Raw genomic sequence first — 11995 nt, 5'->3', positions numbered from 1 at the left:
ATGTCGCAACGACTACCAAGTCGATTACGAATCGGGGCGGGGGAATGCCCGTTGGGCGAACGGAACAGCCGCGCGCATTCAGGCAGCGAGGGCCGCGCGCTCGCGCCGTGCGCGCAGGCTGGCGGCAACCGTGGTCGCCGTGATGGTGAGCAGGGCGCCGAGCAGGAGGGCGGCATCCTCTCCGGGGCGGAGGAGGTGCAGCTGGCTGCCGAGGGCTGCGGCGGCGATCGGAACCCCGAGTTGCCCGGCTGCCATGACACCGAGCAGCAGCGGCTGCGAGACGATTCGTGCGACAAGGTGGCTGAGGATCGCGGCCGCTCCGAGGCACACGCCGAGCAGGATCATCGCCGGGTGCGCACCCAGTTCGGAGAGGCTGATCGACGCTCCGAGCCAGACGAAGAACAGCGGCCCGAAGAACCCCTCGGTGATCCCGAAGAGCTGGCGAGCAAGGCGCCGCGGCTCCCCGATCGCCGCGACGACGAGCCCGAGCGTGAACCCGGCGAGCAGCACCGACACGTGCGTGAACCCGGCGAGCGCGGCAAGGCCGAACAGTATGAGGAGGTTGATTCGTAGTTCGAGCGCGAACTTGCGCCGCTCCGACAGGTGACGGAGTCGCTTGCGCAGGCCGTTCCGATCGAGGCTCCGCAACACGACGAACACGAGAGCGGCACAGACGATCACCGCGACGGCGCCGAGTGCCGCGGTCGCCGCGCGCGCCGGATCGATCGCGAGAGGCAGCGCGATGATGCAGACCGCGTCGGCTATCGCCACCTGCGCCGTGAGCTGCGCGACGCCGTGCAGCTTCAGGCCGGCGACGATCGGCAGTATGAGCGCCGCCGACGATGAGGCGATCACCACCGCGTAGAGTGCCGCATGCCCGGTGCCGAAGAGCGCGGCGAGGCCTATTCCCGCGAGGGCGGCGAGCACACCGACGAGCACCGCACCGACGAGCCCGCCACGGAGCGCGCGTCGCACCGTGGCATCCCGAACCGGCACGTGCGACCCGACGACGAACATCACCAGCGCGAAACCCACCTGCGCGAGCACGGTGAAGGTCGGTTCGCTCGAGTCGAGCAGTCGAAAGCCGGATGCCCCGACGAGCAGCCCGCCGAGCAGCTCGCCGACCACCGCCGGAAGCTGCCATGACGCGCGCCCGGCCAGCAGGGGACCCAGCAGGCCGACGAGCACCACGATCGCGAGCAGCGAGAAGCTCATGGCGTCAGGCTAGCGCCGTCCGGACCGGGTGGGCGTCGCGCCGCGGGTCAGGTGCCGGAGTGGGCCTGTCGCAGCCACTCGAGAAGTTCCCCGTCGGGTGCGGTGTCATCGGTGATTCGCACGCGGTGGGTGACCATGGAGTTCCAAGAGCCGGCGGCCGCGAAACGGTCCGTCGGAGCAACGCCCGTGCGCTTGATCCCCACGTCCAGCCGATCGCCGGTCGGTTGCAGGATGGCGAACTTCCGCCCCTCCGCGACCAGGCTCAGGTAGGTGTTGGTCGGGGCGAGGGTGAGTTCGCGGCCCGAGGATCCAAGGGCTTCGATGAGGGTGTCGGCGAAGCCACGCCAGTGTGCCTTCGGCCCGGCGAAGATCGCTGCGATCTTGTCCTCGAGACTCCCCGCTGCCCGTCCGCTCGGCGTGAGGATCGAGATCAATGCCATCGCGTGGCCCGGACCGAGATCGAAGTCGGACTTCAACCACTCCTTGAGCTGACCCGCCTTCACCCCCGGCTCGAGCAGTCCCCGCTCTCGCGCGAGCGGTCGGAAGTCCTCGGGATCGAGTCCCGTCTTCGCCTTGATGGTGTCCAAATACGCCTGGAATGACATCCCATCATTCTCTGGGGTCGGCGGCCGCCGCACCACCCTCGGTCCGTCGCCGGGTGAGCGCTCGTTCGCGCATGGCGAGGAACAGCGGGAAGACGAAGGCGAACGCGGTGATCCCGGCGAGCACGACGTAGATCCAGCCGCCGCGCAGGCCGAGCCGGCGTGACTCGACGATGATCAGGATGCTGCCGGCCACGGCCGCGACCAACAGGTCGACGGTGAGTGACGAGACGGCGGGACCGCTGTTAACCCAATCACCGACGAAGTCGCGCATTTGCACGATGGCGGCGACATTGAAGGTCCAGGTGCCGACGAGTCCGATCACCGCGAGCACGAGGTAGGTCACGGCGAGAGGCGTCCAGTGGCGCGTGATCGCCGACCGAGGGGACGAAGCGCTGTCCCGCGTGCGCGGCGTGTTCTGAGGTGTCATGCCCCCATGATGGCGGCTCGCGGTGCCCGCCGCACCCCGGCGGCGCCCAAATCCGGCGCCTAGAATCTGCACACTGTGACTTCATCGAAACTATTCACCCCGCCCGAAAGCGACACCACCCGACCGACCCTTCGCGGCACGTTCGGAATGGTCGCCTCGACCCACTGGATCGCCACCGCGTCCGCGCAGGCCGTGCTCGAGCGCGGAGGCAATGCCTTCGATGCCGCGGCGGCCGGCGCATTCGTCCTTCACGTGGTCGAGCCGCACCTCAACGGGCCGGGAGGCGACCTCGTGGGTATCTTCGCCACAGCGGAGAGTCCGTCGGAGCCCGTCGTGCTGATGGGCCAGGGGCCTGCACCGCGCCGCGCCACGATCGCGCACTACCGGGCGGAGGGGCTGGATCTCGTGCCCGGGGCCGGCGCCCTCGCCGCCGCGATCCCCGGTGCTGTCGACGCCTGGTTTCTTCTGCTGAGGGATCACGGGAGCTGGGAACTCGCGGAGGTGCTGGCCTTCGCCCGCGACTACGCCCGGAACGGGCATCCGCTGCTCGCCCGGGTGGGAGCGACGATCGCGGCGGTGTCCGAGCTCTTCGAGGCCCACTGGCCGACCTCGGCAGCCCTCTGGATGCCCGGGGGACGCGTTCCCCTCGCCGGCGAGCGTGTCACCAATCCCGTCTACGCTGACACCCTCGACCGCCTGGTCGAGGCCGGAAGGGACGCCGAGTCGCGGGAGGGACGCATCGACGCGGCACGGTCGGAATGGAGCACAGGCTTCGTCGCGAAGGCGGCGAGCCGGTTCGTGCGCGGCAAGCACCGGCACTCCTCGGGCACGGACCACGCAGGAGTGATCGACGAAGAGGACTTCGCGGGCTTCCGAGCGAGTTACGAGCCTGCGGTCACCCTCGAATTCCGGGGCACAACCGTCGCGAAATCCGGGGCCTGGGGACAGGGTCCCGCGCTGCTGCAGTCCCTCGCGGTGCTCGACGGCTTCGATGACGAGCGTCTCGACCCCTCGACCGCGCTCGGCGCCCACACCATCATCGAGGTGCAGAAGCTCAGCCTCGCCGACCGGGAGGCCTACTACGGCGACGGACCGGTGCCACTCGACGAGTTGCTCGCCGCTGACTACATCGCCGGGCGTCGGGCTCTTGTAACTGGTCGGGCCTCGGTCGAGTTCCGACCCGGAGCCCTCGACGGGTGGGAGCCATACCTCCCCGCGCTGCGGGCCACCGAGCGGTCCGGGGCGAACGGCGCGGCCGACACATTCGTCGGAACAGGCGAGCCGACGGTCTCCTCCTCCGGCGTCACGGCCGGGGACACCTGCCACATCGACGTCGTCGACCGTTGGGGCAACATGATCTCGGTCACGCCGTCGGGAGGATGGCTGCAGTCCTCCCCCACGATCCCCGAGCTCGGGTTCTGCCTGGGCAGCAGGCTCCAGATGACCTGGCTCGATCCGGCCTCGCCGTCGGCCCTGGTGCCGGGACGCCGGCCCCGAACCACCCTCACCCCCACGATGCTCTTCCGTGACGGGCATCCGATCGCCGCCCTCGGCACGCCCGGTGGAGACCAGCAGGACCAGTGGCAGCTCCTCTACTTGCTGCGCACCCTGGTGGGCGGATACTCGCCCCAGGAGGCGATCGACGCGCCCGCTTTCCACACCACCGCGTTTCCCGAGTCATTCTGGCCGCGCACCTGGGAGCCCGGCGGGGCGGTGGTCGAGGCGCGCCTCGGCGCAGAGGTCATCGCCGAACTTCGACGCCGGGGGCACCGGCTCACCGTCGCCGGGGACTGGAGTCTCGGGCGACTCTCGTCCGTCGGCCGGGACGCAGCGACCGGGCTGCTCTCCGCGGCGGCCAACCCACGGGGGGCCCAGGGGTACGCAGCCGGGCGCTGATCGCCGGTTGTCAGTCGAAGCGCTCGCTCCGCTCGACCGTGCGACCACGGTGCGCGCTCTCGTCCCATTCGTAGACCGTCGCGCCCTCGATCAACACGCGCTCCGCCCGAGAGTTGACGTCGAGGGGATCCCCCGACCACAGCACGACGTCGCCGTCCAGCCCCGGGGTGAGAGCTCCCACTCGCGTGTCGAGCCCGAGGATCGCGGCGGGGTTCACCGTGAGAGCCTGCAGCGCGACATCCCGCGGCAACCCCTCCTTAACCGCAAGCGATGCCTGGTGCACGAGGAAGTTGATGGGTACAACCGGGTGATCCGTGGTGATCGCCACCGTCACCCCGGCCGCGGCGATCGTGGCGAGATTGGCGATCGCCCGATCCTTGAGTTCCACCTTCGACCGGGAGGTGAACATCGGGCCGAAGATCACCGGGATCCCGCGGTCGGCGAGGATGTCCGCGATCTTGTGCGCCTCGGTTCCGTGATTCACGACGAGCCGATAGCCGAATTCATCGGCGAGGCGGATGGCCGTGGCGATGTCGTCGTGACGGTGCGTGTGCTGGTCCCACGCCAGTTCCCCGTCGAGCACCCTGGCGAGAGTATCCAGCCAGAGGTCTTTCTTGAAGGGCTCGCCCTTCTCCTCGGCCTGGGCGCGCTGGGCGGCATAGAACCGAGCATCTTCAAAGGCCTGGCGGATGATAAGCGCCACGCCCATGCGGGTGGCGGGGGTCTTGTCCTTGTGCCCGTAGACCCGCTTGGGGTTCTCGCCGAGCGCTGATTTCACGCTGACGGAGTCGCTGATCAGCTGCTCGTCGATGGTGCGGCCACCCCAGGTCTTGATCGCGACGGTCTGGCCGCCGATCGGGTTGCCACTCCCGGGCTTGACCACCACGCTGGTGATGCCGCCAGAAAGGGCATCCCGGAACCCCTCGTCCTCGATGTCGATGGCGTCGATCGCGCGTGCGGCAGCCATGTTGGGGTTTGTCATCTCGTTGGTGTCGTTGCCGGCCGGGCCGTTCGCTTCTTCGTGGATGCCGACGTGACCGTGCGCCTCGATGAAGCCGGGCAGCACCCACTTGCCGACGGCGCGCACGATGACGGCGTCCTTCGGGATGCGCACACGCGCACCGACGGCGGTGATCACACCGTCCTCGATGAGGACGGTGCCGTTCTCGATCGGGGCGGATGCGACGGGCACGACATAGCCCCCGGTGACGGCGACGATGGTGGGGACGGCAGTAGGGGTCATCCCTCCACGCTAAACCCGCTCGCCGGTCGCCCGGACCAGTCGCCGCACGACCGGCCGGGTCACCGGCTGGTCGAGAGGGCTTCCTCGATGGTGCGCGCGGGGTGGCCGGATACCCGCTCGACGTGGTCGGTCACGCGCTCGGTCTCGCCGTCGGCGATGGCGGTGTAGGTGCTCACCCAGGCGTCGAGTTGCCACTGCTCCGCCCCGTAGTGGGCGCGCGAGAGGTAGGCCTCTTCCACGGTCTCCGGCTCGTAGCGGAGCTCTCGCCCGATGGCGGAGCCCGCCCGTCCGGCGATTTCGTACAGCGACAGGGCCTCCGGCCCGGTGAGCTCGTAGGTGACTCCGGCGTGCGGCGCAGGGTCGCGCAGGATGGCGGCCGCGACGTCGGCGACATCCGCCCGGGCGACGGCGGCGACGCGACCGTCGCCGGCGGGGCCGCGGATCACCCCGGAATCGTCGGCGAAGTAGGGAAGCAGGTCGGAGTAGAAGTTGTCCCGGAGCAGCGTGAAACCCATTCCGCTCGCGCGGATGGCGGCTTCGGCGTCGGCGTGGTCGCGCCCCAGGGTGAAGACGGCGTCGGCATCGGCCCCGAAGAACGAGGTGTAGACGATGTGGCTGACACCGGCGGCCGCGGCGGCCTCGATGAAGGTGCGGTGCTGCACCCGGCGGAACTTCGACTCGGAGGCGGAGACCATGAAGAGCACATCGACACCCGCGAGGGCACGCACCGAGTTCGAGGCATCCGCATAGTCGGTCACCACTACCCGTGAACCGGGGATCGTGGGTGCCTTCGCGGCGTCCCGGACCACGAGGGTCGGGCCAAGGTCTGCGAGTTGGCCGGCAACCCGGCGCCCGACATGGCCAGTGGATCCGGTGATCGCGATGACTGTCATCCCCTCACGTTAGCCAGCGAATGTGGGAGTAACCTCCCCGTTCCACTGGACTCTGCAGAGGGTTCCGACTCAGCGGGTGCTGACGCTCGCGAACTTGCGGATCGCGAGGGGCACGAACACCACCAGCAGCACAACGATGCCGATCAGCACGGTGATCTCGGGGTTCTGTTGCGCCCAGTTGTCGGGCACCGGAGAGTTCGGCGGCGTGTTGCCGAAGAGGTTGCGAACCGCCGAGACGAGCGCGGAGACGGGGTTGAACTCGGCGAAGACCCTCAGCGGCGTCGGCAGCGTCTCGCTGGGCACGAAGGCGTTGGAGATGAAGGTGAGGGGGAACAGGATGAGGAACGACACGTTGTTGATCACCTCGGGACTGCGCACGCTCATTCCGATGAAGGCCATCACCCAGGAGAACGCGTAGGCGAAGAGCAGGAGCAGGGCGATGGCTCCGAGGGCCTCGAGGAAGCTCGAACGGATGCGCCAGCCCACGATGAAGCCGGTCACCATCATCACGACGAGGGAGACGGCATTGATGAACAGGTCGCCGTTGGTGCGACCGATGAGCACCGCCGATGGGCTCATCGGCAGGGTCCGGAACCGATCGATGATGCCGTCCTTCAGGTCCTGCGCCATAGCCGAGCCCGAATACGTCGACCCGAATACGATCGTCTGGGCGAAGATGCCCGCCATGATGAATTCCTTGTAGCTGCTGCCCGGTATGTCGATCACTCCCGCGTACACGTAGGTGAACAGCAGCACGAACATGATCGGCTGCAGCGTGGTGAACACGAGGATGTCCGGCACGCGCTTGATCTTGATCAGGTTGCGCCGGGTGGTGATCCAGCCGTCGGAGAACCAGTGGGAGAGCGCCGAACCGGATTCGGGAATGCGTGTGGTCGTCGTCATGCGCTGGCCTTCTCCTTCTTCGCCTGGCGTTTCGTCTTCTTCGGTGCCCCTGTATCCGCCGTCTCTTCGGTAGCGGAATGCCCGGTCAGTCGCAGGAAGACGTCGTCGAGGGTCGGGCGGCGCATCCCCGCGTCGAACAGTCGGATGCCCCGGCCGCCCAGCTCGGCGAGGATGCCCTGCAGCGCGACCGGAGCATCGGAGGCGTTCACGGTGAGCTCGCGGCCCTCCGCAGCGGTCGTCGGCTCCGAGTCGCCGAACTGCCGGAGTACCTCGACCGTCGCCGCAGTGTCGGCGGTGTCGACGAGGGTGATCTCCACACGCTGGCCGCCGATGGAGGCCTTCAGCTGGTCTGAGGTGCCTTCTGCGATGACCTTTCCGTCGTCGATCACCGAGATGCTGTCGGCGAGCTGGTCGGCCTCCTCGAGGTACTGGGTGGTCAGCAGTACCGTCGTCCCCTGCCCGACCAGGCTCGTGATGATGTCCCACATGCCGAGCCGACTGCGGGGATCCAGTCCCGTCGTGGGTTCGTCGAGGAACAACACCTTCGGTCGGGTCACTAACGCGCCCGCCAGGTCGATGCGTCGCCGCATGCCGCCGGAAAAACCCTTGACCGGTCGATTCTTCGCCTCTTCGAGATCGAAGAGCGTGATGAGTTCCTGCGCCCTCACCCTCGACTGCGCCGCCCCGAGGTGATAGAGCCGACCCACCATGTCGAGGTTCTCGAAACCGGTGAGATTCTCGTCGACAGCGGCGTACTGGCCGGACACCCCGATGATCGGTCGGATGCGTTCGGGGTGGGCGAGCACGTCGATTCCGTCGATGCGCGCGCTGCCTGCCGTTGGTCTCGTGAGGGTCGTGAGCACCTTCACCGTCGTGGTCTTCCCCGCGCCGTTAGGCCCGAGGAGAGCCGTCACGGTGCCCTGAGGCACGGAGAGGTCTAGCCCGTCGAGCGCGTGCACGGGGCTCGCTCCCTTGGGGGTGTAGGTCTTGGTGAGCCCTGCCGCTTCGATGAAAGCCATGCCGCGACCGTAGCGAAGGCTGCCGACATCCGACAACAACCCATGCGGTTGAATGGGCCGGTCAGTGGTGCGGGTGCTTCTTCTTCGGTGCCTTGGCCTGCAACTCGACCTGCACCTGCATCGCCAGGTCACGAAGGAGGGCGGCATCCGCCCGGGAGAATTTGCGCGGCTTCGAATCGATGAGGCAGAGTGCCCCGACTCGCTGGCCATTCTTGGCCTCCAGCGCAACGCCGGCATAGAACCGCACCGGCCCCTCGGTGACGAACGGATGCTTCTTGAACAGAGGGTCGACCGCCGCATCCTCGATCGTGAACTGGTCGGTGCGGGTGATTGTGGTGTTGCAGAACGCGAGTTGCCGCGGGACCTCCACGCGATCCATCCCCGCGACGGACTTCATCCACTGCCGATCATGGTCGATGAGTGTGATCGCCACGACGTCGGTTCCGAACGCCTCCTTCGCACGCGCGACTATCGAGTCGAATCGCTCTTCGACCTCGGTGTCGAGGATTCCGAGGGCGTCAAGTGCACTCTGCCGTGCCACCTCGTCTCGCTGGATGAACCTCGTAACGCTCACCGTCGGCACGAAGCTGCTGATGATCAGTGGCGAAATCAGGGCGGCCCATTCCTCGTAGGTCTCGCTGGTCGTGTAGACCTCCGACTTGGCAATCGTGGCCATGTCCTCGCCGCTGGGCAGCTCGGGGGCGAACGGGATGTAGGTGGCCCTCGGATGGCGCGAAACGACCTGCTGGGTCGCCGCATTGAGCATGGCGGCCCTGCGCAGTGTCGGTCGAAGGACGAATTCCGGCAGCCGAGCGATCAGGCCGGTGTGGGGAACCTGCACGATGAAGACCAGCAGGCTCGCCGGGGTCGTGCGGTCGAGGGTGCGGAACATCTTCTCGAGCCGCCGACGCCAGACGGCGATCGAGGACAGCCGAAGTGCCTCGTTCACCCCGATCGTCATGATGATCGCATCGAGGTTGCCGAGGTCGCGACTCCTGAGCTCACGCAGGCAGCTCGCGGCGGTGAGGGCGGCGTCGGCGACGATCTCGATGTGCGTGCCGTGGTCCGTGCTGTCAGAGATCGCGCGCGCGAGATGCCCGGCGATCGAACGGTCGTACGACGAGACGCCGTAGCCCACCGAGAGGGCGTTTCCGATCAGGATCACCCGGTCGGGATCGACCCCGAGAGTCTGCACGTGCGGGGCATCCAGGGGTTTCACGAGGTTGTTCCAGCTCTCCCGCACCGAAAGCAGCCATCCCCACACGAAGGGACGAACGAAGAAATCCGATATCTTCCACAACACGGTGGCCCCCAGAACAGCCTGAAGCTTCCGGACGAGCGGGTTCCCGCTCGTGAGTGCTTCGAGGCCAGCCTACGCCGGGACCATTCAACCGGGGGACACTGTGGGCGCGTCGGGGTACAAATTCAGAGCGGCAAGCAGGGCGTCTCCGTCGGGCACTCCGAGGCCGGTGCAGGCGTCCCAGCCTGCGCGTGCCGCGAAACTTCCGTTGTTGCCAGCCGTGATGTCTCGGAATCCCGCCTGTCTCGGTGCCGTGACCACGGACCCATAGAGGCGGGGATGCACCAACCCGAAAGGATGACCGGCCGCCTGTGCGAGGCGCGCGATGAGCGCCGCCCAGAGCGGAGCCACCGCGCTTGTGCCGCCGTAGACCTTCTTCTCCCCGTCCACGAGCACCTCGTAGCCGGTCGTGGGATCGGCGACCGCGGCGACGTCCGGCACGCCCCGGCCGGCCGTCCCACGCGAGGATATCGGTACCCCTGCCGATTTCTGCCAGCTCGGCAGGGGGAACACGTCGCTCACCCCACCGCCCGTGGCCCCGGCGCCGATTCCGTTGTTCCAGACGGTCTCGGACGTCACCCGGCCTGCCGCGGAGCGCAGTGTCGTGCCCCCGCAGGCAAGGACGTGGGGACTGGAGGCGGGGAAGTCGGCGTGGTCGCGACCGTCGGCAGCGCCGTCGGAGCTGCCGTTGTCGCCTGCCGCCGCCGTCACCGTGATGCCGAGGCTCGCCGCGTCCACGAACGCCTGGTCGAGCGCGTGCCGGGCCTGCGCTGTCCAGGCATCCTCGTTCTGGCCCCAGCTGATGCTGATCGCGGTGGGTGTCACGGCGGCGTGAGTCGCCTCGCTCACCGCGTCGACGAATCCGGCGTCGGTGTTGGGGGCGAAGTAGACCACGAGGTCGGCGCCCGGGCTCAGTGCGCCCGCCACCTCGATGTCGAGAAGGACCTCACCATCCGCTCCGGCGGCATCACCGCCCGGCACGTTCGTCGCGCCGTCGACGCCGACGGCGGTCACCGTCGGTCCGGTGATTCCGAGGCCGGCGAAATAGGTGTTGAGTTCGGCCTGGTCGAATCCGCCGCCCAACTCGATGATGGCGATCGTCTCGCCAGTACCGTCGAACTTCGCAGGGAAGCGGTACAGCGCGGCGAGATCGAGCGGTGAGTAGCTGACCGCCACCGCCTTGGCTTCCGCGATGCGGAACTCGGCGCGTGCCTGCGGACGGTCGTCGAGGCCGAGCACGGCGGTGATGATGCCGTCGAGGGAGGCCGGGATCATCAGCATTCCCGCGCGGTTCCGGTGTTGCACCTCTGTGCCGTCCAGCGCCCGGCTGGTCACCGCTTCGAGGCGGGTGCCGAACACTCGCCCGAGCACGGCGGCCGTGCCGGCGATCCGCACCCGCCGAGAGGGCAGGTCGGTCGACAGCACGCGCACACCGAGCCCGGCGAGAGTGTCCACGACCGTAGCGGCGTCAGCGGTATCCGCTCCCATCCGGGCCGCGAACTCCTCCCGGCTCAAGCGCACGGAAGGATCGAAGGCCTCCGCCCCCGACCGCCGACGCAAGACGACAGTTGCCTCGATGTCACGGCCGGCCTCCGTCGGCAGTGCTGCCGGTGCGATCACCTCGGCCGAGTGCCGGTTGCTTCCCGGCAGGGGCACGAGTGGGAGGTCGGTGGTGGTCTCATCGTGTTCGGACATGATTACGGTCTACCGGTCCGTCTACCGAGAATCAAGCACTCGCGATCCAACAGGCCGCCATTGACAGCAGCGCGGCATCCGACGGGTGTATCCGGACAGTCCGGGCCGGCACGCCGGCCCGGGACGTCCGCGAACGCCCGGTTTCGGCGCACAGGTCAGGCTCAGTTGCTCACGTCTCCACGCCACGCACCCTGCTCGGTGCCCTGCTCCTCGATGAACTTCTTGAAGTTCTTGAGGTCGCCTTTGACGCTTGCGCTGTCGATTCCGAGCGCCGCTCCGGCCTTCTCGACCAGGCCCTCCGGCTCCCAGTCGAGCTGCACGCTGACGCGACTCGTGCTGTCGCTGAGCTTGTGGAATGTGACGACGCCGGCCTGGTTGACGTCTCCCCCGGTGCTCTTCCAGGCGACACGCTCGTCGGGGTGCTGCTCGGTGATCTCGGCATCGAACTCGCGCTCGGCCCCTCCGACTCTGACCACCCAGTGGTTGTGGGTGTCGTCGATCTGCGTGATCGACTCGACGAAGCTGAGGAATTGCGGGAACGACTCGAACTGGGTCCACTGGTTGTAGGCGGTGGTGACGGGGACATCCACGTCGACTGTTTCGATGACCTGGGACATGCGTTCTCCTTGCGGTTGAGTGGAAGTCCGACGGTACGGATGCCCCTGGCTTCCGGTCCTCGCGCCCAGCAGAATTCCAGCCTTGGTCCCCGAGGGTTGACGGTGCCGGCACGGGCGGGTAGCTCCCCGCAAAAAGTGCGAGCATTGCACCATTCGACCGTTGGGCGAATCGAGGGAGTGGC

Annotated in this window: 11 protein-coding genes; 1 reads left to right on the top strand and 10 read right to left on the bottom strand. The window is 67.9% G+C overall.

Going from position 1 to position 11995, the window contains the following annotated elements; genetic code table 11:
• Nucleotides 1-78: 78 nt before the first annotated feature.
• From ACVXZ4_RS09295 to ACVXZ4_RS09285, 3 genes are read right to left on the bottom strand one after another with little or no spacing between them, the layout of a single operon-like run.
• Nucleotides 79-1215 (bottom strand): cation:proton antiporter, encoded by a 1137-nt coding sequence (locus ACVXZ4_RS09295; protein WP_461794575.1) that lies wholly within the window; start codon nt 1213-1215, stop codon nt 79-81.
• Nucleotides 1216-1262: 47 nt separating this feature from the next.
• Nucleotides 1263-1820 (bottom strand): DUF4287 domain-containing protein, encoded by a 558-nt coding sequence (locus ACVXZ4_RS09290; RefSeq protein WP_461794574.1) that lies wholly within the window; start codon nt 1818-1820, stop codon nt 1263-1265.
• 4 nt (nt 1821-1824) lie between these two features.
• Nucleotides 1825-2247 (bottom strand): DUF2834 domain-containing protein, encoded by a 423-nt coding sequence (locus tag ACVXZ4_RS09285; protein WP_461794573.1) that lies wholly within the window; start codon nt 2245-2247, stop codon nt 1825-1827.
• Between the two features lie 147 nt (nt 2248-2394).
• Between ACVXZ4_RS09285 and ACVXZ4_RS09280 the strand changes: the two genes are divergently transcribed.
• The gene (locus tag ACVXZ4_RS09280) at nt 2395-4143 is read left to right on the top strand and encodes a gamma-glutamyltransferase family protein (RefSeq protein ID WP_461797949.1); all 1749 of its coding nucleotides are present in this window, start codon (nt 2395-2397) and stop codon (nt 4141-4143) included.
• Nucleotides 4144-4153: 10 nt separating this feature from the next.
• Here ACVXZ4_RS09280 and ACVXZ4_RS09275 read toward each other — a convergent pair whose 3' ends face one another.
• From ACVXZ4_RS09275 to ACVXZ4_RS09245, 7 genes are all read right to left on the bottom strand, one after another.
• Complete coding sequence (locus tag ACVXZ4_RS09275) at nt 4154-5386, bottom strand: amidohydrolase (RefSeq protein WP_461794572.1); 1233 nt, start codon at nt 5384-5386, stop codon at nt 4154-4156.
• A gap of 59 nt (nt 5387-5445) precedes the next feature.
• A complete protein-coding gene (locus ACVXZ4_RS09270; RefSeq protein ID WP_461794571.1) occupies nt 5446-6279 on the bottom strand; it encodes an NAD(P)H-binding protein in 834 nt (277 codons plus the stop codon).
• 69 nt (nt 6280-6348) lie between these two features.
• Nucleotides 6349-7182, bottom strand: coding sequence for an ABC transporter permease (locus ACVXZ4_RS09265; protein WP_461794570.1), 834 nt, complete (start codon nt 7180-7182; stop codon nt 6349-6351).
• Complete coding sequence (locus ACVXZ4_RS09260) at nt 7179-8201, bottom strand: ATP-binding cassette domain-containing protein (RefSeq protein WP_461794569.1); 1023 nt, start codon at nt 8199-8201, stop codon at nt 7179-7181. Before ACVXZ4_RS09260 ends, ACVXZ4_RS09265 begins: the two co-directional genes overlap by 4 nt.
• 61 nt (nt 8202-8262) lie before the next feature.
• Nucleotides 8263-9504: a GAF domain-containing protein gene (locus ACVXZ4_RS09255; RefSeq protein WP_461794568.1), complete on the bottom strand. Its 1242-nt coding sequence runs from the start codon at nt 9502-9504 to the stop codon at nt 8263-8265.
• An 84-nt stretch (nt 9505-9588) separates the two neighbouring features.
• Nucleotides 9589-11196, bottom strand: a complete 1608-nt coding sequence (locus tag ACVXZ4_RS09250) for a S53 family peptidase (RefSeq protein WP_461794567.1) — start codon at nt 11194-11196, stop codon at nt 9589-9591.
• 161 nt (nt 11197-11357) lie between these two features.
• The gene (locus ACVXZ4_RS09245; protein ID WP_461794566.1) at nt 11358-11813 is read right to left on the bottom strand and encodes an SRPBCC family protein; all 456 of its coding nucleotides are present in this window, start codon (nt 11811-11813) and stop codon (nt 11358-11360) included.
• Nucleotides 11814-11995: the final 182 nt, after the last annotated feature.

The organism is Lacisediminihabitans sp. FW035 (genome assembly GCF_054880895.1).
This window is presented reverse-complemented; position numbering and strand designations above follow the sequence as displayed.

Excerpts from the sequence above, each read along its gene's own strand:
- ACVXZ4_RS09295 (WP_461794575.1), bottom strand. The coding sequence starts at position 1,215 with ATGAGCTTCTCGCTGCTCGCGATCGTGGTGCTCGTCGGCCTGCTGGGT.
- ACVXZ4_RS09290 (WP_461794574.1), bottom strand. The coding sequence starts at position 1,820 with ATGTCATTCCAGGCGTATTTGGACACCATCAAGGCGAAGACGGGACTC.
- ACVXZ4_RS09285 (WP_461794573.1), bottom strand. The coding sequence starts at position 2,247 with ATGACACCTCAGAACACGCCGCGCACGCGGGACAGCGCTTCGTCCCCT.
- ACVXZ4_RS09280 (WP_461797949.1), top strand. The coding sequence starts at position 2,395 with ATGGTCGCCTCGACCCACTGGATCGCCACCGCGTCCGCGCAGGCCGTG.
- ACVXZ4_RS09275 (WP_461794572.1), bottom strand. The coding sequence starts at position 5,386 with ATGACCCCTACTGCCGTCCCCACCATCGTCGCCGTCACCGGGGGCTAT.
- ACVXZ4_RS09270 (WP_461794571.1), bottom strand. The coding sequence starts at position 6,279 with ATGACAGTCATCGCGATCACCGGATCCACTGGCCATGTCGGGCGCCGG.
- ACVXZ4_RS09265 (WP_461794570.1), bottom strand. The coding sequence starts at position 7,182 with ATGACGACGACCACACGCATTCCCGAATCCGGTTCGGCGCTCTCCCAC.
- ACVXZ4_RS09260 (WP_461794569.1), bottom strand. The coding sequence starts at position 8,201 with ATGGCTTTCATCGAAGCGGCAGGGCTCACCAAGACCTACACCCCCAAG.
- ACVXZ4_RS09250 (WP_461794567.1), bottom strand. The coding sequence starts at position 11,196 with ATGTCCGAACACGATGAGACCACCACCGACCTCCCACTCGTGCCCCTG.
- ACVXZ4_RS09245 (WP_461794566.1), bottom strand. The coding sequence starts at position 11,813 with ATGTCCCAGGTCATCGAAACAGTCGACGTGGATGTCCCCGTCACCACC.